A 22,790-nucleotide genomic window follows, 5' to 3' on the forward strand; every position below is an offset into this window, starting at 1 on the left:
GGCTAAAGCCCCCTACCCCAGAATACGCCGCGCAACTTCGCCGTTCATATAGCTGACGCAGCCACCGGAGAAAGTTGCAGCAACCCGTTTGCTGTCGGCCTCCAATATCACCAGATCCCCACGCAGGCCCGGATCAAGAGCGCCGCGGTCACGAAGCCCCAGAACCCCTGCCGGCCCCGATGAGACCAGGGCCCACGCCCCAGGCAGATCCAGCACCCCCGAACGCTCCAGCAACAGCGCAGCCCGTCGCGGGCTGGGATAGTGATAGTCTGATGCCAGCGCATCACAAAGCCCCATGGCAATCAGATCCAGAGCCGAGACATTGCCATTATGCGAGCCCCCGCGCACCACATTTGGTGCGCCTAAGATAATATGATCACCGCCTGCACGCGCAGCTTCTGCGGCCTCTTGCGTTTCGGGAAACTCGCTGATCCGCACCCCTCGACCACGCCATTGCCCCCGACCAGCCGCCGTTTGATCGTCATGGGATCCCATGCGCACACCACGGGCACCAAGAGTTGCGCAAAGCGCATCCAGCGCGGCCGGCACTTCATCGCGGCGGGCATGCATTTCTTGCATCATCGCCAGGTGCACATCCGGATTTCGAGCCGCCTTCAACGCCTGCCCCACCAATCGGGGCGGTTTTTTTCCTGCTGCCAGCTTGGCATGGGGAAGATGGTCATTGAACACAACATAAGGCAGATCGTGGCGTGTAATCAGTTCTGGCAGCGCGGCGTAGTCATCCAGCATATGGGTTTCGAACCGAAGCTGCGGCAGCAGATCGGTTACCACCTGACTTCGAACCACGGTCATGGCCGAAAAGACCCGTTCACAATAGTCTGGTGCGCGCAAGCCGCCTTCCCAGCTGTAAAACTGGGCGAGAACCGCCGTAGAGATGCCATTAGCGGCCAGTTCAGCTTCGGCAGCTACAACGCCCTGGTCCATCTCGTTCATGGCTCCGCGACGGGGCGCCAGATGGCGTTCAAACCCGTCACCATGAACGTCTATGATGCCCGGAAGGACCAGAAACCCAGACAGGTCCACCTGGCGCGCCGCTTCCCGGGACTGCACGACTCCATCGCCCAAAGTCACCGTATCCGCCCGGTACAAACCGTCAGGACGCAGCACATCTGCGCCAGAGAAAGTTACCTCCAATGCTGCCATAGTCTGCCTTTTCGCCGTCCATTAGGGATGTGGCGCAGCACTTGCATCGGTCCTGTGTAAAAGTCAAACGCCCAACCGCAGGTCAGCGCGCAGAAACCTCATCCGGGGTGCTGTTGACGGGCGCGGCTCTCGGGAAAAGTGCCACCAGCGCAATTCCACCAAGAATCAAAGCTGATCCTGCGATCAATGCCACCCCGATGGGTTCTGCCAGGAAAACCGCCCCGCCAAAGATGGCGATGACCGGGACCAACAATTGTACGGTTGCTGCAACAGGAGCCGACAGCAAGGGAAGGATAGAATACCAAAGCGCATATCCCAGACCAGAGGTGACCGCGCCGGACACCACGGCCAGCGCCACGCCTTGCATAGTCAATAACTGCCCTCCGCCAACCAGAAGCATAGCTGGCAAGATCATTACACTGGCCCAGACAAAATTGAGCGCCGTGGAGACAACAGGCAGTTTCACTCCGCGCCCCAAAAGCGAATAAATACCCCATCCCAGACCGCTGAGCCCCATCAGGCCCGCAGCCAGAAGATCCACGGAACCGCTGTCACGTGGCCAGACCACATAGGCCAGGCCCAAAAGTGCAAGCCCAGCCCCCGCCAACTGCAGCGCCCCCGGACGTTGATGGGTCACCCCACTCCATACGAACATGGTGATCTGCACCACGGCAAACAGAACCAGCGCGCCAAGCCCGGCATCCAGATCCTTATAGGCCAGCGCAAAACCGATCATATAAAGAGTGAGAGACGCTGCGCCCCAGAGGCTGTGTTGCCACGGCTGGCGCAGCGGCAAGCCGCGCAAGTGGCATAAAAGCACCAATGTTACAGCTCCCGACGCCAATCTCAGAAAGCCAAAACCGGTTGCATCCATCAACCCTGTCCCGATCGCCGCCCGACCCAGAACGGAGTTGGCCGCAAAGGCGGCAAGTGTAAGAGCAAGCAGGACAATCAAACGCATGTCACTGCATAGCCGGGCCACAGTAGCCACACTATTATTTTTTTCAGCACAGGGTGGTCAACGATCTCACAAATACGTGTGAGATCCGCGGATCGCGTCTATTCTTACCGAGCGACTAGTGGCTGGCCACCGTGCGTTCCTGTAGGATCGGAGCAAGTTCGCGCGCCAAAAGACGACACAAAGCGGCCACGTGTTCCTTGTTCGCGACCTCATCCTTGCAGAACACCCAAAGGTCAAATGGCGGCAAGGACACGCCTTCAAGCGGCACCAACGCGCGATCATTCTGCGCGATAAAATTGGGCAACAAACCAACGCCCTGACCGGATTTCACAGCGGCGGCCACAACGGCAAGGTTGGGACAGGTGATCCGGCGGGTCGGGCCAAGCTCGGGCCAGGTCAGTTCCGGGACGCCAAGCAATGGGTTCTCTACTGAAAAGTGGCAAGGCGGTGTATCGGTAACAGTTGCGAGCAAACCACGATGCGCAAACAGTCTAAACGTCACTTCGCCGATTTTTTGACCGTTCAGGCCAGGTTTTAGCGACCGGGCCAAACACAGCGTCAAATCATGTTCCTCAACCGGCGGTTCGGTCACACTGGAAGATGTCACCAATCGGATAGGCCGCGCCGGAAGATGACGCTGCAACCGGTGCCAAACCGGTAAAAGCAGATGTTCGAAAAACAACTCGGGGCAACTCATGACAAGGGCGGTCTCAGACGGGCGCGCGGTCGTGCGACTGCCGTGTTCAACCAAGTCAGAGATGCTGCGCGCACGAAGCGCCAGTTCGTTTCCGGCCTCGGTGAGTTCCCATTGAACATCGCCACGCCGCACAAGAACAGATCCGACCCGCGTTTCAAGCTGGTCAATACGGTTGCTCACCGTTTCACGACTGACACCCAACGCCCGTGCCGCAGCAAAAGAAGAATTTGTCTCTCCCACTGCCAGCAAGACGGCCAGGTCGCGCCAAATATCTGGCTCCGGCCTTTTCATACTTAAAAAGTCTACCGCTTCACTACTTTCGCTGCCAAGAGCAACGCCGGGGGAATGCAGAATTATCATGCACATTTTATGGACAGGGGTCTTGCCTCTTGACTGTCGAGGCCCAAAAGCATGTGCTATTGCGGCAACATTGGCAGAACCACGTATGTTTTATGGGTAAACAGGGTCATCGCCATTTTGAGCCCGAGCCCTAAAGCTCTCCAATGCCTGATGAACAACATAAGGCAACGGTCGGCCCCACTCCTGCGCTAGACGGTGCAGATGGGCTCTTTGATCACGCGGCAATTGCAGCGGCAGTCCGGCCCCGTCAGGAACAGGTTTCCCAACATCAGACAGCCCCAAAGATAATTCTGTCGTAACAATCCAGCGCAATCGGTCGGCCAAAGAACGCGAGCGACCGTGCGCCTGGGCTAGCCTCCGCAGCAAAGCCCGCTGTTCCTCGCACAAGGGGACAACAAACCGGCATCTGGGATCTTTGCGTGACATATGCAACCTATTCCCAAAACCCGCGGCAAACGCAAAGGAATTCGCTTCCAGCCCCGGCATCATCTCGTTGAACTTCCCGAAAAACACTGTCACGGATTATGGAAATGCTCCAACGGTGTCTGGATGGAAATTGATACTCTTGCACAACGGATCTGTGCCGTGCCCTTGCGCCACGGCCGCCGTATCATTGCTATTGCCGGCGCGCCCGCCAGCGGCAAATCCACCCTTGCTCACCGCCTGGCCAATCAACTGAGCATGGCAATGGTTGTGCCGATGGATGGATTTCATCGCGACAATGCCTTTCTCGCGCACCACGGTCTATTAAACCGCAAAGGCGCGCCGCAGACCTTTGATGCAGAAGGTTTTGTGGCGTTCGTCAGATCCTTGCGCACGCCGGAGCCTATTACCGTTCCCTATTTCGACCGTGCTCGCGATTGCGTTGTCCCCGAAGGCGCACAGATCGTTGGCGACGTGCAAACATTGCTGGTCGAGGGAAACTATCTGCTTTTGCAACACGCGCCATGGAACACCTTAGCCGCAGACTGGGATCTGACTGTGATGCTTGACGTGCCGCTTGCTGTGTTAGAGCAGCGTCTGGTCCAGCGCTGGATCGACCACGGCCTCCCCCCCGAACAGGCCCAAACCCGCGCAGCGCAAAATGACATCCCAAATGCGCAGGTCGTCATCCACCATAGCGCCGCGCCCGATATCACAATGAGCGCACTTTAAACGCAAAACGCCCTCCCCGGATGGGAAGGGCTGTCCTTTTCTACGAAGGGTCGCCCGGTCAGGCGCGACGACGCCGACGCAGGGCTGCCAAGCCACCCAGTCCTGCCAGCAACATCGGCAACGCCGCCGGAAGAGGAACCGGAGCAGGCGGTGTGCTCGAATCGGCGGTGCTTACATTCAAGGAGAAGCTGTCCAAACGCTTTGGGTCCGCTCCTGTTGTGTCAAGTACGGTCAACGACCAGCGACCCAGTGCTTCCTCACCGAACAAGCTGGAAAGGCTATCAACCGCACGAAACGCACCGCTTGTCGGCGTGCCGCCCACTTGTCTTGCTGCGCTGTCGGAAAAATCGACCAGAAACGAGCCGACACGGCCACCAGAATAGGTGCCGGGTGTGATCAGGTTCACAACAGTCCCGGCTGCGCTGCGCAGGCTAATTCCCAGCTCGCTGTTAAAAGCATAGTGACGACTACTGGAACAGCGCCCCGTTGTAGACACGAACTGACGCCCGCAGGTCGAAAACCCGGTCTGAATGCTAATGTCGTCGATCGGCCCGATGTCCGTCACATCAAAAAAATAGGTCCGGGACGATCGGTCGACAATCAGCCCCATATTGTTGGCTGAGTAAGTTGCAGCTGAGGCTGCGCTGGAAAAGATGGTTAGGGCTGCAATGGCCCCCCAAATGGACTTCATCATTACTACGCTCCACAAGCGATCTAAACAAAGTTTAGATTTATTGAAAATTTTCTGCAGTTCTATCAAAAGATAAAAAAACCGTGAACGCAGTTCAATCTTTAGTTTACTTCGCCCTATCCTCTTGAATGTTAATCGCGATAAAATGCTGTTTTAATTTGATATTTTTTTAAACTTTATTTTAGCCCTCAACTCAAAATTGGAAACAAAACATCGCAAAATTATCTTTGAAAACCAGCCGGAAACAATCTCTGAATTTTAGAGAATCTTTACAACGGCGCTGAAAAAGAAAAGGGCCGCCAAACTGGCGACCCTTCTAAACATCCAGATGGATGGCGTGACTTACATCATGCCGCCCATGCCGCCCATGTCGGGCATACCGCCTGCAGGCGCAGCGCCTTCTTTGGCAGGTCTGTCTGCAACCATTGCTTCGGTGGTGATCAGCAGACCTGCAACCGATGCCGCGTCTTCCAGAGCGGTACGGGTTACTTTTGCAGGGTCGATCACACCAAAGGAGAACATGTCGCCATATTCTTCGGTCTGTGCGTTGAAGCCGAACGAAGTTTCTTCGCTCTCACGGACTTTGCCAGCAACAACCGCACCGTCAACACCGGCGTTTTCAGCGATCTGGCGCAGCGGCGCTTCGATTGCTTTTGCGACGATCTTGATACCAGCGTTCTGATCGGCGTTTGCGCCTTCCAGACCTGCCAGAGCTTTACCAGCTTGAACCAGAGCAACACCACCACCAACGATGACGCCTTCCTGCACAGCTGCGCGGGTTGCGTTCAGAGCATCATCAACACGGTCTTTACGCTCTTTTACTTCCACTTCGGTCATACCGCCAACGCGGATCACAGCAACACCGCCGGCCAGTTTGGCAACGCGCTCTTGCAGCTTTTCACGGTCGTAGTCAGAGGTGGTTTCTTCGATCTGAGCGCGGATCTGAGATACACGAGCTTCGATCTCTGCTTTCTCACCAGCGCCGTCCACAACAGTGGTTTCGTCTTTGGTGATCTGAACTTTCTTGGCGTTGCCCAGCATGTCCATGGTGACATTCTCGAGCTTCATGCCCAGATCTTCAGAGATCACTTGACCGCCGGTCAGGATCGCGATGTCTTGCAGCATGGCTTTGCGGCGATCGCCGAAACCAGGTGCTTTAACAGCTGCGATTTTCAGGCCACCGCGCAGTTTGTTGACAACCAGAGTCGCCAGCGCTTCGCCTTCAACATCTTCAGCAATGATCAGCAGCGGCTTTTGCGACTGGATCACCGACTCCAGCAGCGGAACCAGAGACTGCAGCGAAGACAGTTTCTTCTCGTGCAGCAGGATCATGCAGTCTTCGAGCTCTGCAGTCATCTTGTCCGGGTTGGTGACAAAGTAAGGCGACAGGTAGCCACGGTCGAACTGCATACCTTCGACGACGGTGGTTTCGGTTTCCAGACCCTTGTTTTCTTCGACGGTGATAACACCTTCGTTTCCAACCTTTTGCATCGCGTCTGCGATCTGACGACCGATTTCAGCTTCGCCGTTGGCGGAGATGGTGCCAACCTGTGCAACTTCGGCAGAGTCTGCAACTTCGCGCGCCATTTCTTTGATGCCTTCGACAACCTTGGCAGTCGCCAGGTCGATGCCGCGCTTCAGGTCCATCGGGTTCAGACCGGCAGCAACCTGCTTCAGGCCTTCTTTGACGATGGCTTGTGCCAGAACGGTTGCGGTGGTGGTGCCGTCGCCTGCTTCGTCGTTGGTGCGGGAAGCAACTTCCTTCACCATCTGGGCGCCCATGTTCTCGAACTTGTCTTCCAGTTCGATCTCTTTGGCAACCGAAACACCGTCTTTGGTGATGCGCGGCGCGCCAAAGGATTTGTCCAGAATGACGTTACGGCCTTTGGGGCCCAGGGTCACTTTGACGGCGTCTGCCAGTACATTTACGCCAGCCAGCATACGGTTGCGGGCATCGGTGTCGAACTTGACGTCTTTTGCAGCCATGTTCTTTCTCCTTCGAGAATAAAGTTAAAATTGCGAGATGGGGGATCAGAGAAGCGCGTGGCTTACTCAATGATGCCCATGATGTCGCTTTCTTTCATCATCAGCAGCTCTTCGCCGTCGACGGTGACCTCAGTGCCGGACCATTTGCCGAACAGGATCTTGTCGCCAGCTTTAACAGCCATTGCGATCAGCTCACCGCTGTCCTTACGTGCGCCTTCGCCGGTTGCGACGACTTCGCCTTCGGACGGTTTCTCTTTTGCACTATCGGGGATGATCAGACCACCGGCGGTTTTTTCTTCGCTTTCGGTGCGACGCACCAGCACGCGGTCATGAAGCGGTTTCAATGCCATCTTTGCAGCTCCTTAAGCTCAAAGTTTGTTTCTCGGAACACCCGCACTGTCCTTCTTAGAAGCAACAGGCACGGATCACTATCACTCACCTCAGCTGAGTGATAACGAGCGAAAGCTATGGCGGGTGATGCGCTCTGTCAACGGGGTCTCAAAGAAAACTCTGTGACTTTTTTTGATGTCTCTAGGCCTGCTCGGCAGGAACTCGCCCTAGAACTCCCAAAAGGAGAAGATCAGTCAAAGGGCATGACTATTTTCTGACCCGGAGCGAGGCGAATCGCCCTTGCCTGCACTTATGCCCGGAGGCAAAAAACACGTTCCAATGAGCGCTGCGCGCAACGTTACGTCACCACGCCGCCGTGATATCTGATGTTTTGACCGGTCAAACAGGCACACCTTTAATCAGGCCGAAACAATAACCGCAAAATCATCAAAAATGTTTCGACATGAACGTATTGACCCAAAAGGTTAACCGTTAATAATAGGGATAGGAGCTAAGGAATTTAGCATAGCTCTGTGATTAAGTAGAATTTCATCAAGCAATTTTTATACCGACAAAAGAGAGGGCTTTTGCCCTCTCTCTTTCTTTGTCATTTCGCTACGGTATCAACAGCTTCATCACAACTATGAGCCCAGTCCGCGAGCCCTTTCTGACCACCCTCAGAAAGTCGGTAGATACCGGGGGACACCCGCTCAAACCAGCCATAGTGATTTTTGGCCATAATCTGCGTCGCTTTGGGAACCTCTGCGCCTTTGGCCACAACCGAGCCCTTGCTTGCTCCGTGTTCGGCCAGAAAAGTCGCACAGGCCAAAGCGTCTTGGCGATAGGCTGTCACGATCCCATGCCGCGTTGCCCCGCCCGCATTTGGATCACCGCGCAACCGGTCAAATTCTCGCAGCAAACGCGCCTGTTTCGCCTTCGACTTACGTGGCGCATATGGACCGGGGTCACATTGCACTTCCGCTCGCCCGTCGTCCAACACCGTGATCAAGCCGAGGCCAAGACGTCGGCACAACGACAAATTATCGCGCAGCTGTCGCCGCGCTTGTCGACCAGTCGGACGTGGAACGGCGATATAAACATGGTCCGTCACAGCCAACCGCGCCACGGCCTGATGAAAAAGCGCCAGAGAGAACCGGAGTTTCAGCTCAACCACTACAGGAGGCTCTTCGCCTCGGCGGGCAACCACATCAGCCGCACCGACTTCGCCCTTCACAATATAGCCCTGACGTTCAAGCAGTGATTTTACGGGCGCATAAAGCTGGTCTTCACGGTTCATGGCTGATGATTGGCAGGTTGAAGGGATCGTGACAAGCCATCCTGCCTGCGCCTCTTGCAAATCTGTAACAATGGCCGTTAGCTCAAAGGACTTTATGAGCGGTGAGATTATCTATGAAGCGATTCCTTTTGGGCTTAGCCTTTGCGTTACAGGGCACAGCCGCTTTGGCGGCGTGCAAAGGAGTGGATTACCGCGAGCATCTCCCTGCTTCGGTTGCCGCCCGCCTTGAGCAACAGATGAGCAGAACTCCATTTGCAACTGGCAACCATTGGGTTGCCCGCAAAGGGGACAAAACGCTTCACATTATCGGAACAATGCACAGTGGCGACCGGCGGATGGCCGAAGTTATGCGCAACCTGCGCCCCGTGATTGCAAATGCCGATGCGGTATATTTTGAAGTGACCGGACGAGAAGTCGCATCCTTCCGGGATGATTTCATAAAGAATCGCAACGCTTTCCTTCTGCCGAACGACCGCACGCTACAACAGGTTATGTCCAAAGCAGGCTGGGAACAGTTCCGCACATACGCAGATGTGACCGGGCTTAACCTCAAAGCGGTCGAACGTCTTCAACCCTGGGCAATCAGCACGTTCCTGGTTCAAAACGGCTGCCGTCCCACCGGAATTGGCGTGCGCCGAGGACTGGATGACCGAATTGAAAAGTTTGCCATCCGCAAAGGCATCCCGATCGGCGCCCTGGAGAGCGTGGAGACCAGCCTCAAGGCCATGGCCCGTATTCCCGTAGGTGATCAGGCCAAAATTTTGGAAAATGACATTGCACTGCTGATGTCAAATCGACCGGATGATGCCACGGCCTCTGAGGCATATTTTGATGAAAGCGTATGGCAGGCCTTTCTGCTTTTACCTTGGATAACCCAACAATACGTCGACCGCAGCCCGCGTGAACTGGAGCGGTTGAACAAGGTCTTCAACGACAGCCTACTGGACTGGCGCAATCGCAAATGGCTAAAACCTTTGCTGAATGTGCAAGGTAGCACCGTTGTGGTGGCTGTGGGCAGCGCTCACCTTCCAGGAAAGAACGGTGTTTTGAACCTGTTAAAGCAACAGGGATATAGCCTAGAGCGCGCCGCTTTCTGACCGGCCCCTGCTGCCATAGTGAGGTTAACATGTTCAAACGTATCGCCTGCGCCCTTGCGTCGGTTCTTCTGGCTCCGAGCCTGGCCCTTGCTGCCTGTAATGGCCAGGATCTGCGTGCCGATCTCACCCCGGAGGAGCGGCTCCAAATTGCTGCACAGGTGGCAGAAGTGCCCTTTGCCGAAGGCAATCATTGGATCGCCCAAAAAGGCTCCCGCTCAGTCCATCTGATCGGGACGGTTCATATCTCGTCTGAAAAACTGGAGCCCATTACACAGGCGCTGGGGCCAATTGTCGAAGCGGCCGATGTGCTACTTCTCGAAAGCACGCCAGAAGAAATCTCCGCCATGCAGGTGCAATTGGCCAAGGATCCAAGCCTGACCTTCATCACTGAAGGCCCGACGCTTATTGATCGATTGCCCGAAGGCGACTGGCAGGTCCTGTCGCAGAAGGCCAAGGCCGCAGGTATCCCGTCCTGGATGGCCGCAAAGATGCGCCCTTGGTTTCTTGCCACTGCCCTGTCGCTTCCGCCTTGCCTGCGCACAGATCCAAACATCGAATTCGGACTAGACAAGCGCTTGGCGGCTGTTGCGAAGGCCGCCCAAGTGCCCACGGCGTCACTGGAAAACCCAATAGATGTCATCCGTATGCTGGATCGCGATCCGCTGGATGAACAGCTGCGCCAGATGCGTCCTTACATTGCTCTAATCGGTGGCGGCGAAGACGGTGAAAACGGCATCGCAACCATGTTGGCCGCCTATTTTGATGAACAGGTGGCAGAGTATCTTGAGATAACCCGATCAGAATTCATGCAAGGAACAACCGCACCAAAGGCAGAAGCAGAACGTATCTGGGCCAGCTTCATGAGTCGCCTTCTCAAAGAACGTAATATCGCCTGGCTCCCAGTCATCCAGTCACAGGAAGCAAAGCAAATAGTGATCGCCGTGGGAGCGCTGCACCTGTCAGGCGAGTTCGGCTTACTGAAGCTCTTGTCAGATCAGGGCTACACAATAAACCGCGCTTCGTTCTGAGGCGCCGATCATGGCTAGATTGCGCGTGGACAGACTGGGAGTTCCTGTAAACACGCGCCAAACAACTTATCCTGCCAGTAGAACATCGCCCTGGGGCCAGCATCACCCAAACCTTGTAGATAGTGGAATGGGTAGACAAAAACGTACGAAGCAATGTTGGGAAAGACTTATGGCTGCCCCTGTTTCTTGCAAGAAGCACCACCAGCATGTACAGGCATGTTGCAACACATGTTTTGGGATAAGTTCACGTTACTATGTGAAATGGTGCGGTCGAGAAGACTCGAACTTCCACGGGAGTTACCCCACAGCGACCTCAACGCTGCGCGTCTACCAATTCCGCCACGACCGCACTGTCATTGACTTGGTGAAGGGGCGTATAGACCAGCCGACCTCAGTTGAAAAGAGGCAAAACGTCAATTCGTTCAGATTTTACAGTTCGGTAGGATCCAAACAAGAACAGCTCCGCCCAAGGGGCGAAGCTGCATTCCCAAATAGCCAAAATTGGCTGGATCAATCGCCAAAGCTGAACGAAGGCAACGCAGTGCCCGAAGCAGGGATCGGCTGAGCCAACTGAGGCTTTCCACCCAGTTGTTGGGCTGCGAGCTTAACCAGAGCAACGCGCTCCGGCTGACCTGGAGCAAATACGGCCTCTGCTCCACCCTCAAGTGCGGACACAGCAACATTGTACCATTCCTGCGCCCGTTCAACAGATGTCGGCGCGCCAAAACCAAGAGCGATATGGTGACCGACCAGTTCCGCGTAGGGGCGTTTGCCCAAGCCTGTCATTATCAAACCCGCACCCAGCGCCACCTCCATGTTGTCCCGACGGTAACCGGACAAGAGGCAGATGGCAGCAGTGTTGTTGAGCTGGTCCAGCGACATGTTGCTTTGCAGAATGAACTTTTGAACGTTGCTCATTACCGAATTGGCATCCTGACCTTGTAGCTGTGCAAGATAGGGCTGCACTGCCGGGCCGAACTGATCGCATTGGGCATCGACCTGCGCCTGGCTGACCCCATTCAGCGACGCCATCAGGCTTTCACCGTTGTTGATCGCATAGGAGCGTGCCAGGCAGAATTGCTCACCCAACGCCAGTTCGGGATCGGTCATATTGGACACAGTCATATAGCCGCCACTGGAACTGGTCAGAAGGCTGACTTTGCTACAATGGCTGGTAAGCGATGCCTGCGGGGCAGAAGCCTGCGGTGCTTCAAAGAGAGTGATACCTCCCAAGCCAGCGGCAGGAGCTGCATTTGATGCCAGAACTGTACCTGGTGCAGTTGGCGCCGGTGCAGGCGCGGGCGCAGCAGTCACCGTTGGTTGGTTGCCGTCGTGCATCTTACACGTACCACGGTGACACGCGAAGCTGGCAGGTGTCACGCCACGGCCCAAAAAGTCATTCCGCTGATAACCATCCGGGGTGGAGGCAAAAACCATAACCGTACAATGGCTCGCACCGCACCAGAAAGAAGAGCCAGACACGGACGTATCAATCATATAGTCGTTCTTACCGTCCCCGTTCATATCCGCGAGCTGGATAAAACCGGAACGCTGAAGCAGCTGCTCGGCTGTGGGTTCCGCACTTTCCGCGATCTCATCTACTGCTTCACTGACTTCGATCGGAAGCCCGGCATAGCCGCTGCTTGCTGTCTTGCCAAAACTCTCATCGCGCCACGTATGCAGCAAGCTGCGAATTCCATTTGGGGCCTGATAGGCTTTTACCACCTGCGGGCCGCCGATCTGTGCGCGACTGAAAGAGCTGACCAAAAAATCCCGTTCATAGGGCGTGAGCTTTCCGGTTGCAGGAAAGCCCATAAACACCTGATATTGGGAAACAGCCGCCCGAGAGCGACTACCCATGACGCCATCGGGTGTACCGGCCGGGAAGTTAAAGTAGTTCAGCGCCGTTTGGGTTTCACGGTTCGCAGCGCGTGTTGCGCTATAGGCGGTTGAACTGCGGGTGGAGGTGCGCGGAGCAGCGCGACGATTTTTGTTCACCTCATTGGTGATCACCCCACCGATAATCCCCCCGACCAATGCTGCTCCAAGATCGCTTGCAATGGCAGGCCCCGAAACCGTCGTCAAAAGGAATGAAGTAGCCACTGCGGCCCGTAGCGCCTTGGAAGACATCGCACTCACCTTTATTAAATACTAAGAATAGAATCAGGATACCCCAGTCCCCCGCACTCTGGCGAGTCATGTCTTCCTGACTTTGCGTAGGATTTATGGTGCATTCTTGAAGTCAAGGAGAACAGCATCATGGTGGAATGGATCACCTCTGACGGTTTGGTGCCTTACGAAGATGCAATTGCCTTTATGGAAGAACGGGTTGCCCGAATTTCCGCCGGCGAAGCTGATGAGTGTATTTGGCTGTTGGAACACCCCCCACTTTATACAGCCGGGACATCCGCCAAACGGCAGGATCTGACCGATCCGAACAGATTTCCCGTCTTTGAAAGCAAGCGCGGGGGACAATATACCTACCATGGGCCCGGACAACGAGTCGTCTATGTGATGCTTGACGTGGGCAAACGTGGCAAGGATGTCCGCAGGTTTGTGCAGGATCTTGAGACCTGGGTGATCGGCGCTTTGGCGAGCTTCAACGTCAAAGGAGAGATTCGTGAAGGGCGTGTTGGCGTATGGGTCGAGCGCCCTGACCGCCCTCGCACGGCCACCGGAAAAATGGCAGAAGACAAGATTGCAGCGATTGGAATCCGCCTGCGGAAATGGATCAGTTTTCACGGCATTTCCATCAACGTGGAACCGGATCTTGATCATTTCACCGGAATCGTCCCCTGCGGCATATCAGACTTTGGTGTAACCAGCCTGGTGGATTTGGGCCTGCCCGTCGGCATGGAAGACGTGGATGTGGCCCTGCGGCAGAGCTTTGAAGAGATCTTTCAAACCTCGGATTGACGATCCGGGGCAAGGCCTGCCCCCTACCCCGGATTGCGTTCAAGAAAGCGCTGCTCGGATCTTTTCAGCGTGCGCCTTGATGGCATCTATGTCCCCCATCTGGCCTGCCGGTCGCAGAGGCACATTCTCCTTGCGGGGCAACACATGAAAATGCAGGTGGAACACTTCCTGGCCGCCCGCCGCTTCGTTGAATTGTTGAATGGTCACCCCATCGGCGGCAAAGGCCTTTTGCGCTGCAAGTGCCAGTTTTTGAACAGTTTTAATCACAGCGCAAAGTTGTTCAGCAGTGGCATCCAGTGTATTGCGACACGGCGTTTTTGGGATAACCAGAAGATGCCCATCGGACCGGGGCATGATGTCCATAAACGCAAGCGTCTCATCGTCTTCATACAGCTTTTCAGACGGGATTTCGCCAATCAGAATCTTGGCAAAAATATTGTCGGGATCATAGCTCGCCATGGCGCAGCCCTCCTGTGAATGTCAGCGGTTCACTGGTTTTTCAACCTCTGTCCGCGTCAGGTCAAGCTCCATCTCACACCGCGTAAATCATGCGCAAAGCCAGCTCCTGCCGCGACAATTATTCTTGATCTAGATCAAACTCGACCATTGAAGCGTTAAGCACAGCGCTCTAGAAACTAAGGTGAGGGTTCAGGTCGCCGGGAGGACGTCGCGCGGCCTGTAGGTATGTAACAGGAGGTACCTTAATGGCAGATGCAGCCATTCATGGTCACGGCCACGAAGACGAGCGCGGTTTCTTTACCCGCTGGTTTATGAGCACAAATCACAAAGATATCGGGATTCTGTACCTGATCGTTTCGGCTATTGCTGGTCTGATCTCGGTCATCTTCACCGTTTATATGCGTCTGGAACTGATGGATCCGGGCGTTCAATACATGTGTATGGAGGGGTTCGCCTCTGATCCGTGTACGCCCAATGGGCACCTCTGGAATGTGATGATCACGGGCCATGGCATCTTGATGATGTTCTTCGTGGTGATTCCGGCGCTGTTCGGCGGGTTCGGCAACTACTTCATGCCGCTGCAGATCGGCGCGCCGGATATGGCGTTCCCGCGGATGAACAACCTGTCGTTCTGGATGTATGTCGCAGGGACACTGCTGGCGGTTTGCTCCGTTTTCAGCCCTGGCGGGAACGATCAGCTGGGTTCAGGCGTTGGCTGGGTTCTCTACCCGCCGCTGTCCGTGAACGAAGGCGGGTACTCCATGGATCTTGCGATCTTTGCGGTACACGTTTCGGGTGCATCATCAATTCTGGGTGCGATCAATATGATCACAACCTTCCTGAACATGCGCGCACCGGGCATGACCCTGTTCAAAGTGCCGCTGTTCAGCTGGTCGATCTTTGTCACATCCTGGCTGATCCTGCTGTCGTTGCCGGTTCTGGCGGGCGCGATCACCATGCTGCTGATGGACCGTAACTTCGGCTTCACCTTCTTTGATCCCGCAGGCGGCGGCGACCCGATCCTGTATCAACACATCCTGTGGTTCTTTGGGCACCCGGAAGTGTATATCGTGATCCTGCCCGGCTTTGGCATCATCTCGCACGTCATCGCGACGTTTGCCCGCAAACCCGTCTTTGGCTACCTGCCGATGGTTTGGGCGATTATCGCTATTGGTGTTCTGGGCTTTGTCGTCTGGGCACACCATATGTACACCGTGGGCATGACCCTGAACCAGCAGGCCTATTTCATGCTGGCGACGATGGTCATCGCGGTCCCAACCGGGGTGAAAGTGTTCTCGTGGATTGCAACCATGTGGCAGGGTTCGATTGAATTCAAAGCGCCGATGATGTTCGCCTTTGGCTTCCTGTTCCTGTTCACTGTTGGAGGTGTCACCGGCGTCGTGCTGTCTCAGGCTTCTGTAGACCGTGCGTATCATGATACCTACTATGTGGTGGCTCACTTCCACTATGTAATGTCGCTTGGTGCTGTATTCGCGATTTTTGCCGGGATCTACTTCTACTTCGGCAAAGTCACTGGCCGTCACTACAACGAGCTTGGCGCACAGATCCACTTCTGGCTGTTCTTCATCGGTGCAAACCTGACCTTCTTCCCCCAGCACTTCCTGGGACGTCAGGGCATGCCGCGCCGTTACATTGACTATCCGGACGGCTTTGCGCTGTGGAACAAGGTCTCCTCTTACGGTGCCTTCCTTTCCTTTGCCTCGTTCCTGCTGTTCTTTGGCGTGGTCATCTACTCACTGCTGCGCGGTGCCAAAGTGACCCAGAACAACTACTGGAACGAATATGCCGACACGTTGGAGTGGACCCTGCCCTCTCCTCCGCCAGAGCACACATTTGAAACCCTGCCAAAGCAGGAAGACTGGGATAAGCAACACGCCCACTAAGGCGCGGCTCTTCCCGAAGATAATACCGAAGGGCCCCTGCATCACGCGGGGGCTCTTTTTTGTTTCTCGATGTGGTTTGCCCATGCCTTATGAATGGATACCCTCCCCGGATGACACGCCCGTCGAACTGCAGCTATGGCCGCATCAATCCCTGACAGCCGAAGGATACGTTGGTGTCATTGGCGTGGCGGCCGCGTTGCTGCTGGTGCCTCTGATCCCGGTGCTTGGATCAAATGTCCTGTGGGGAATTCTGCCGTTCCTGCTGGTTGCGCTTTTTGGCCTGAAATGGGCGCTGGATCTCAATCGCAAACATGCACAAATCCTGGAAATTCTGACCCTGAATGACACCGATGTTCAATTGCGCCGATTTGGTCCGGCAAAAAAGATGCAGGACTGGCAGGCTAATCGGTATTGGGTTCAGGTACGGCTGCACAAGGAAGGTGGCCCAGTGCCCAATTACGTTACGCTTCAGGGCAGCGGACGAGAGGTGGAAATCGGCGCATTTCTGGCAGAGGAAGAACGCGAAGCGCTCTACGCAGAACTTCTGCCCCTTTTCAGATCGGGCTGAAGACCTTCGCGGCAATCAACAAAAAAACCCGCCGGTCCGGCGGGTTTTTTATTTGCAGTGGTATGAAAAACGTCAGCAATCGCCTGCTGCGCAAAGCTGATCTTTGACTAGGGGACCGACCTTTCCAAAATCCATCTGGCCGGTGAATTTGGCTTTCAAGGCCCCCATGACTTTGCCCATATCGCGAATCGATGCAGCGCCAGTTTCGACAACCGCCTTCTGAATTGCGTCTGAGATCTCAGCCTCATCCAGTTGCTTTGGCAGGAACTCTTGAATGATCACAATTTCCGACAACTCGCGCTCAGCCAGATCGAGACGGCCACCTTCTTCATAAGCCCGCGCGCTTTCGGTGCGCTGCTTTGTCATTTTCCCAAGGATTGCAAGGATTTCCTCGTCATGGATCTCACCTTCATCGCCGTCTCCGCGCAGGGCGATTTCACGGTCCTTGATGGCTGCATTGATCAGTCGCAGGGTAGCAAGACGCTCAGGCGCTTTGTCTTTCATCGCCTGCTTCAAAGCGTCGTTTACCCGTTTTCGCGTGTCCATATCTTTCTTCCATAACACTGGATTTAGAAAGCAGAGCATTACCCAGTTTCCATCCTTATGACAAGTTTAGCTCTCAGGGAGCCCCGAATGGTTAACCAAAGCCACAGGCTGATGTGAATTTACGACTGGTTTTCGCTCACTTGCCAAAGACCATAGCTTGACCGGCCCTGCCCCGCACCCTAAAAGCCTGTGAATTTTACCCGCATGGAGAGTCACGTTATGGCCGTTACTGCCCCGTCCAAGCCCACCGCCTGCCTGGCGCTTGCCGATGGCACCGTCTTTTATGGCACCGGTTTCGGCGCCACAGGGGAGACCGTCGCCGAGTTGTGTTTCAACACCGCACTCACCGGCTACCAGGAAATCATGACGGACCCGTCTTATGCAGGCCAAATCGTGACCTTTACCTTCCCGCACATCGGCAACGTTGGTGTGAACCCGGAAGATGACGAAACCGGAGATCCGGTTGCTGCAGGCATGGTTGTGAAATGGGATCCGACGCTGTCCTCAAACTGGCGGGCCACCGAAGAGTTGAAAGCCTGGCTGACCAGAACCGGCCGCATCGCAATCGGTGGCATTGACACGCGCCGCCTGACCCGCGCAATCCGTCAACAGGGTGCGCCACACGTAGCACTTGCTCACAATCCCGACGGTGTTTTTGACGTTGAGGCGATGGTCGCCAAAGCCCGTGCGTGGTCCGGCCTCGAAGGCATGGACCTGGCAAAGGAAGTCACCTGTGCCCAGTCCTACAAATGGGACGAAATGCGGTGGGCTTGGCCCGAAGGTTACACACACCAAAATGCCCCGGCTCACAAAGTTGTCGCAATTGATTACGGCGCAAAGCGCAACATCCTGCGCTGCCTCGCATCTGCAGGCTGTGACGTGACGGTTCTGCCAGCATCTGCTAACGCCGAAGAGGTTCTGGCGCATAATCCAGATGGGGTTTTCCTCTCCAACGGCCCCGGTGATCCTGCGGCAACTGGCGAATATGCCGTTCCGATGATCCAAACCATATTGGAGACCACTGATCTGCCAATGTTTGGTATCTGCCTTGGCCACCAGATGCTGGCGCTTGCTTTGGGTGCCAAGACGATCAAGATGAACCACGGCCACCACGGTGCAAATCACCCGGTCAAGGAAAACGAGACTGGCAAGGTGGAAATCACATCTATGAACCATGGCTTTGCTGTGGATGCGCAATCTCTGCCAGACGGGGTGGAAGAGACGCATGTATCGCTCTTTGACGGGTCAAACTGCGGTATTCGGATCGTCAATCGTCCGGTGTTCTCGGTTCAGCAACACCCGGAAGCCAGCCCGGGCCCCCAGGACAGCTACTACCTGTTCGAGCGTTTTGCAGACGCAATGGCACAGCGCAAAGCATCGTAAATAAAAAGGGGTTTCACCGTCAATCAGGTGAAACCCTCGTCCGGATTAACACAATATTAACCACCCTTCGCGCTCTACTTATACGGTATTAATCCACAAGGGTAATACCGATATGGGTAAGGTTTGGTCTTCCAATGTGACGCCGCTTGCCACCCCTCGCAGTCGCGATGGGCCTCCCCTTTTGGGGAAGATCCTGGTACGTCAGAATGCGGTAAGCCAAGACCAATTGATGCGCGCTCTGGTGCTCCAACAACACCAGCGTGCACGCCTGGGTCAAATCCTTGTTTCCGAAGGATGGGCCAGTCGTTCCAAGGTGTTAAGAGCCTTGGCCAGGCAGCACGGACTGCCGACCGTCAGCTTAAAAGGCCGCCAGATGAGCCGCCGCCTGCTTGCACGGAAACCGCCTTCCTTCTGGCTCTATCACACGGCCATTCCCTGGATGCAATTGGGAGAAACCGTGATCCTTGCGGTTGCGCATCCCGAGGAACGAAACAAGCTCGAACACACGCTTCGCGATAGTTTTCCACAGCTCAGATTCGTTCTGGCAGACGAAGAGGAAATTCGCAGCTCGATTGCAGACCATTTTCAACAAGATCTTGCACACGCGGCCTCCTCCAGAACGCCAAACCAGATGAGCTGCCGCAGCCTGATGAGCCGCAATCTGCTGATGGTTTTGTGCAGCCTGGTGGCTCTACCAGGGATCGGGTTCGCTCTTGCACCGCAAGCTGTCACAATTGCGATGACTCTCCTCTCGCTGTTCTGCCTTGGTCTGTTTATGTCATTGAAACTTGTGGGGCTTTCCTATCACCTATTTCAACCGCGCAAAACGACCGAACCCAGCCTGGCCAGGAAGCAGGGGCTACAGCGCCTCCCCAGTATATCCGTCCTTGTGCCGCTCTTCAAAGAGGCCGAGATCAGCCGTGATCTGTTGCGGCGGTTGGGGAGGCTGTCCTACCCCCGCACTCTCCTCGAAGTATTTCTGGTTCTGGAAGAGAGCGATGACGTCACCCGAGCCGCTGTGGAACGTGTAAATCTGCCGCATTGGATCAAAGTCATCCAAGTTCCGCAGAACGGCGGCTTACAGACAAAACCCCGGGCCATGAATTATGCACTGGATTTCTGCAGGGGAGATCTGGTGGGGGTTTGGGACGCAGAAGACGCCCCCGACGGCGACCAGCTGGAACAGGTCGCGCGCAGCTTCGCACAGTCTGGGCCTGAGGTCGCCTGCTTTCAGGGCGTTTTGGATTACTACAACCCCACGGCCAATTGGCTGTCCCGGTGTTTCACACTTGAATATTCAGGATGGTTTCGGATCGTGCTGCCTGCCCTTTCCAAGCTCGGACTTGTTCTGCCTCTGGGCGGCACCACCATGTTCATACGCCGAAATGTGTTATTGGAAATCGGCGGTTGGGATGCACATAACGTGACCGAAGACGCAGATTTGGGGGTACGTCTTTATCGTGCAGGTTATCAAACGAAGATGCTGCCTTCGACCACATATGAAGAAGCAAACTGTCGCCCCTGGCCCTGGATAAAACAGCGCTCCCGCTGGCTTAAAGGCTTTATGGTAACCTATATGGTTCACATGCGCAGGCCCGGCGTTTTGCTGCAGGATCTTGGGTGGCGCAAAACCCTCGGATTTCAGGCGTTCTTTGTCGGAACCGTCGGACAGTTCCTGTTTGCGCCGGTCTTGTGGACCTATTGGGTTTGGTGGCTAGGGATCGGTCATCCAATCAGCCAATCCCTGACGACGCAGGCTGTGCACACCCTGCTTGCCTTCATGCTCGGCTGCGAAGCGCTCTCTATTTTGCTCGGGGTGGCTGCTGCTGTGGCCTGTGGTCGAAAACGGTTGGCGCTTTATGCACCAACGCTGCTATTTTACTATCCGCTCGGTACGTTTGCCGCTTACAAAGCGCTTTATGAACTCATTCTGAAACCCTTTTATTGGGACAAAACGGAGCATGGGCTGCACAGCGACCTGCCCCCCTGTCCAAAGCCAAAGGTCACGCTGACTTCGATTACCTCTGCTCGCGCTGACTCGCGTCCTGCTTCAAACGCGTAACAAAAGCGACAGATATATGTTCCTTTAACGCATGATAAGCGGCGTCTTCATCGCGGCGCTCGATGGCTTCGACGATTTTCTTGTGCTCTGACTGGGCAATGCGTCCACGCCCCTGCGCGGACAAGGATGTGGTCACCATCAAGGCCATTGTTCGGTGCACCAAATCCAGTTGCTGCACCAAATAGCGGTTGTGGGATGCCAGATGAATCTGCTCGTGAAAGCGACGGTTGGCACGGGCCAATTCGATGGGGCTGTCCACCAGCGCATCATCGGCCTCCACCATTTCTTTCAGGACTTTTACTTCTTCGGAGGTTGCGTGTTTCGCCGCAAGGCGGGCGGCAAGACCTTCCAACTCACTGCGCACAGCATAAAGCTCTGCCATCTGGTTGTGATCCAGCGAAGCAACAATCAGCGAGCGCCCGTCACGTTCTAGCAGGGACTGTGTTTCCAGACGTTGCAGCGCTTCGCGAATGGGAGTGCGCGATACACCAAACTGCTCTGCCAGATCGCTTTCCACCAGCCTGTCGCCAGGTTTATAGACCCCGACGTCAATCGCTTCGAGGATCAGAGCATAGGCATCTTTTTGGTTACTGCGGTTCTGGTACATCGTCTTTCCCGTTATGGCGTGAATATTATGTCTACACCGCACGTCTTTTGGTGCAACCCTTTGCCAAGAACTGCGCCCTTTTCCCGCAGCCATGCCCCGGTCCCATTGCCAGAACAACAGGCAACGCGTAACCAGGAAGACATGATTAAACACAGTTTTTCCCATGTGCGCCACTGGGTCTTTGACCTGGATAATACGCTGTATCCGCCTGCGGCGCGGCTCTTTGACCAGATTGAAGTCAAGATGACCGATTACGTGATGAATGCATTGGGAGTGGAGAAGGCCGAAGCCGATCACCTGCGCAGTCATTATTGGCGCGAACACGGCACCACACTTGCGGGATTAATGGCCCATCATCAGATTGACCCCGAACCCTATTTGGATGCGGTTCACGATATCTCGTTGGATCATTTGGAAGAAGACCAAGCGCTGACACAAAACATCGCAAACCTGCCCGGGCGCAAACTTGTCTACACCAATGGTTCTGCTCCTTATGCAGAGCGGGTGCTGGCCGCGCGTGGACTATCCGGTCTGTTTGACGGGATCTTTGGGATCGAACATGCAGATTATCGCCCCAAACCGGAGCGCGCAGCCTTTGACATGGTGTTTACCAAAGCCGGAGTCGACGCACAAAGCGCTGCGATGTTCGAAGATGACCCCCGCAATCTGGCCGCGCCTCATGCGATGGGGATGCGTACTGTGCATGTCGCGCCAGAACCTATGCCTTCGGATCACATCCACCATCACACTGATGATTTGACCGGGTTTCTGGAACGGCTGCTGTGACCGTTCAGAACTTGCCGTTTGTATTTTTCCACTCCGACTGCGGTGCAACCGTTTCAGTGGTATCCCAATGCTCTACGATCTTGCCTCCGTCATATCTGAACAGATCATAAAACGCCGTATGGGCACCAGTTCTTTGCCCTTCACACACGGTCAGAACAAAGTTTCCCTGCGCCAGGACACGGTGCAGGGTCCGGTAGAAAATCTTAGGTTCACCGGCGTGTTCCGCCGTTAACGCGGCCCGCAGGCTTGAGAGACCATCCGACAGATGCGGGTTATGTTCGACATAATCCCCGTCCACAAACTCCGACAAGACATCAAAGTCCCGGCGGATCAGAACATCCGTGACAAATGCCCGTGCACGGTCGCGATGGGCTTCGGTAAGCTCCAGATCCTGTACGGCCGTTGCCCCGTCAACCATGCTGTGCCCAGACGCATTCGGACCCAGACGTTCCTGTAAATTGTCCCAATGTTCCACAGCTTGCCCGTCCTCAAACCGAAAGACCTCGAAACAGATCTTGCGGCTGGAAAAGTCATATTCCATGTGGGCAAAGACGTATTCACCGTCCTCGAAACCACGGACCATATTCACGCGCGGTTGCGTTTTGGCGAGACGCGCAAAAAGCGTCGCCAGCCCTTCGCTGCCCTCATGGGTCTGTGGATTATGCTGGATGTACTTGGCCTCATTCACCACAGCAATTGGCCCCGGTTCGCCCGTTTCAATGCTCTTCAGCAGATCGCGGATCTGATTGATACGGTTGACGGTCATATGGAGCTCCCTGTTTCGCTTCACACT

At 55.3% G+C, this 22,790-nt stretch carries 21 protein-coding genes and 1 tRNA gene; 9 read left to right on the forward strand and 13 right to left on the reverse strand.

Going from position 1 to position 22,790, the window contains the following annotated elements:
• Nucleotides 1–12 precede the first annotated feature (12 nt).
• The 3 genes from ACXAEW_RS00005 to ACXAEW_RS00015 form a co-directional block, all read right to left on the reverse strand.
• The gene (locus ACXAEW_RS00005; RefSeq protein WP_474939344.1) at nt 13–1,164 is read right to left on the reverse strand and encodes an alpha-D-ribose 1-methylphosphonate 5-triphosphate diphosphatase; all 1,152 of its coding nucleotides are present in this window, start codon (nt 1,162–1,164) and stop codon (nt 13–15) included.
• An 82-nt stretch (nt 1,165–1,246) separates the two neighbouring features.
• On the reverse strand, nt 1,247–2,125 hold the full coding sequence (locus ACXAEW_RS00010) for a DMT family transporter (protein WP_474939345.1): 879 nt from the start codon (nt 2,123–2,125) through the stop codon (nt 1,247–1,249).
• A 115-nt stretch (nt 2,126–2,240) separates the two neighbouring features.
• Nucleotides 2,241–3,113 (reverse strand): LysR family transcriptional regulator, encoded by an 873-nt coding sequence (locus ACXAEW_RS00015; protein WP_474939346.1) that lies wholly within the window; start codon nt 3,111–3,113, stop codon nt 2,241–2,243.
• A 618-nt stretch (nt 3,114–3,731) separates the two neighbouring features.
• Between ACXAEW_RS00015 and ACXAEW_RS00020 the strand changes: the two genes are divergently transcribed.
• The gene (locus ACXAEW_RS00020; RefSeq protein ID WP_474939347.1) at nt 3,732–4,337 is read left to right on the forward strand and encodes a nucleoside/nucleotide kinase family protein; all 606 of its coding nucleotides are present in this window, start codon (nt 3,732–3,734) and stop codon (nt 4,335–4,337) included.
• Between the two features lie 58 nt (nt 4,338–4,395).
• Here ACXAEW_RS00020 and ACXAEW_RS00025 read toward each other — a convergent pair whose 3' ends face one another.
• The 4 genes from ACXAEW_RS00025 to ACXAEW_RS00040 all read right to left on the reverse strand — a co-directional run bounded on the left by ACXAEW_RS00025 (nt 4,396) and on the right by ACXAEW_RS00040 (nt 8,641).
• Complete coding sequence (locus tag ACXAEW_RS00025; protein WP_474939348.1) at nt 4,396–5,031, reverse strand: VPLPA-CTERM sorting domain-containing protein; 636 nt, start codon at nt 5,029–5,031, stop codon at nt 4,396–4,398.
• Between the two features lie 339 nt (nt 5,032–5,370).
• Nucleotides 5,371–7,014 carry a chaperonin GroEL gene (groL, locus tag ACXAEW_RS00030; protein ID WP_474939349.1) on the reverse strand — a complete coding sequence of 548 codons (1,644 nt, stop codon included), beginning with the start codon at nt 7,012–7,014 and terminating at the stop codon, nt 5,371–5,373.
• A 62-nt stretch (nt 7,015–7,076) separates the two neighbouring features.
• The gene (groES, locus tag ACXAEW_RS00035) at nt 7,077–7,364 is read right to left on the reverse strand and encodes a co-chaperone GroES (protein WP_153548150.1); all 288 of its coding nucleotides are present in this window, start codon (nt 7,362–7,364) and stop codon (nt 7,077–7,079) included.
• Between the two features lie 587 nt (nt 7,365–7,951).
• Complete coding sequence (locus ACXAEW_RS00040; RefSeq protein ID WP_474939350.1) at nt 7,952–8,641, reverse strand: DUF2161 domain-containing phosphodiesterase; 690 nt, start codon at nt 8,639–8,641, stop codon at nt 7,952–7,954.
• Between the two features lie 113 nt (nt 8,642–8,754).
• On the opposite strand from ACXAEW_RS00040, the gene ACXAEW_RS00045 reads away from it, so the two are divergent.
• Nucleotides 8,755–9,738 (forward strand): TraB/GumN family protein, encoded by a 984-nt coding sequence (locus tag ACXAEW_RS00045; protein ID WP_474939351.1) that lies wholly within the window; start codon nt 8,755–8,757, stop codon nt 9,736–9,738.
• 29 nt (nt 9,739–9,767) lie between these two features.
• Complete coding sequence (locus ACXAEW_RS00050; RefSeq protein ID WP_474939352.1) at nt 9,768–10,766, forward strand: TraB/GumN family protein; 999 nt, start codon at nt 9,768–9,770, stop codon at nt 10,764–10,766.
• 262 nt (nt 10,767–11,028) lie between these two features.
• Here ACXAEW_RS00050 and ACXAEW_RS00055 read toward each other — a convergent pair.
• Together ACXAEW_RS00055 and ACXAEW_RS00060 are read right to left on the reverse strand one after the other, a co-directional pair.
• Nucleotides 11,029–11,115, reverse strand: a tRNA-Leu gene (locus tag ACXAEW_RS00055).
• A gap of 161 nt (nt 11,116–11,276) precedes the next feature.
• Complete coding sequence (locus ACXAEW_RS00060; RefSeq protein ID WP_474939353.1) at nt 11,277–12,896, reverse strand: peptidoglycan-binding domain-containing protein; 1,620 nt, start codon at nt 12,894–12,896, stop codon at nt 11,277–11,279.
• A 102-nt stretch (nt 12,897–12,998) separates the two neighbouring features.
• On the opposite strand from ACXAEW_RS00060, the gene lipB reads away from it, so the two are divergent.
• Complete coding sequence (gene lipB, locus ACXAEW_RS00065; protein ID WP_474942971.1) at nt 12,999–13,682, forward strand: lipoyl(octanoyl) transferase LipB; 684 nt, start codon at nt 12,999–13,001, stop codon at nt 13,680–13,682.
• A 39-nt stretch (nt 13,683–13,721) separates the two neighbouring features.
• Here lipB and ACXAEW_RS00070 read toward each other — a convergent pair whose 3' ends face one another.
• On the reverse strand, nt 13,722–14,141 hold the full coding sequence (locus ACXAEW_RS00070; protein WP_474939354.1) for an HIT family protein: 420 nt from the start codon (nt 14,139–14,141) through the stop codon (nt 13,722–13,724).
• A gap of 245 nt (nt 14,142–14,386) precedes the next feature.
• On the opposite strand from ACXAEW_RS00070, the gene ctaD reads away from it, so the two are divergent.
• Nucleotides 14,387–16,045, forward strand: coding sequence for a cytochrome c oxidase subunit I (gene ctaD, locus ACXAEW_RS00075; protein ID WP_474939355.1), 1,659 nt, complete (start codon nt 14,387–14,389; stop codon nt 16,043–16,045).
• An 82-nt stretch (nt 16,046–16,127) separates the two neighbouring features.
• Nucleotides 16,128–16,613: a DUF2244 domain-containing protein gene (locus ACXAEW_RS00080; RefSeq protein WP_474939356.1), complete on the forward strand. Its 486-nt coding sequence runs from the start codon at nt 16,128–16,130 to the stop codon at nt 16,611–16,613.
• Nucleotides 16,614–16,685: 72 nt separating this feature from the next.
• Here ACXAEW_RS00080 and ACXAEW_RS00085 read toward each other — a convergent pair whose 3' ends face one another.
• Complete coding sequence (locus ACXAEW_RS00085) at nt 16,686–17,159, reverse strand: GatB/YqeY domain-containing protein (RefSeq protein WP_474939357.1); 474 nt, start codon at nt 17,157–17,159, stop codon at nt 16,686–16,688.
• Between the two features lie 219 nt (nt 17,160–17,378).
• On the opposite strand from ACXAEW_RS00085, the gene carA reads away from it, so the two are divergent.
• Nucleotides 17,379–18,542: a glutamine-hydrolyzing carbamoyl-phosphate synthase small subunit gene (carA, locus tag ACXAEW_RS00090; protein ID WP_474939358.1), complete on the forward strand. Its 1,164-nt coding sequence runs from the start codon at nt 17,379–17,381 to the stop codon at nt 18,540–18,542.
• Between the two features lie 112 nt (nt 18,543–18,654).
• Nucleotides 18,655–20,604 carry a glycosyltransferase gene (locus tag ACXAEW_RS00095; RefSeq protein ID WP_474939359.1) on the forward strand — a complete coding sequence of 650 codons (1,950 nt, stop codon included), beginning with the start codon at nt 18,655–18,657 and terminating at the stop codon, nt 20,602–20,604.
• Here ACXAEW_RS00095 and ACXAEW_RS00100 read toward each other — a convergent pair.
• Nucleotides 20,561–21,211: a GntR family transcriptional regulator gene (locus tag ACXAEW_RS00100; protein ID WP_474939360.1), complete on the reverse strand. Its 651-nt coding sequence runs from the start codon at nt 21,209–21,211 to the stop codon at nt 20,561–20,563. The genes ACXAEW_RS00095 and ACXAEW_RS00100 overlap by 44 nt on opposite strands.
• Nucleotides 21,212–21,352: 141 nt before the next feature.
• Here ACXAEW_RS00100 and ACXAEW_RS00105 point away from each other — a divergent pair, with 141 nt between their 5' ends.
• Nucleotides 21,353–21,997 (forward strand): pyrimidine 5'-nucleotidase, encoded by a 645-nt coding sequence (locus ACXAEW_RS00105; RefSeq protein ID WP_474939361.1) that lies wholly within the window; start codon nt 21,353–21,355, stop codon nt 21,995–21,997.
• A gap of 4 nt (nt 21,998–22,001) precedes the next feature.
• Here ACXAEW_RS00105 and ACXAEW_RS00110 read toward each other — a convergent pair whose 3' ends face one another.
• A complete protein-coding gene (locus ACXAEW_RS00110) occupies nt 22,002–22,763 on the reverse strand; it encodes a nuclear transport factor 2 family protein (protein ID WP_474939362.1) in 762 nt (253 codons plus the stop codon).
• Nucleotides 22,764–22,790 lie beyond the last annotated feature (27 nt).

The sequence above is a fragment of the Epibacterium sp. ABZ3_068 genome, from assembly GCF_056159265.1.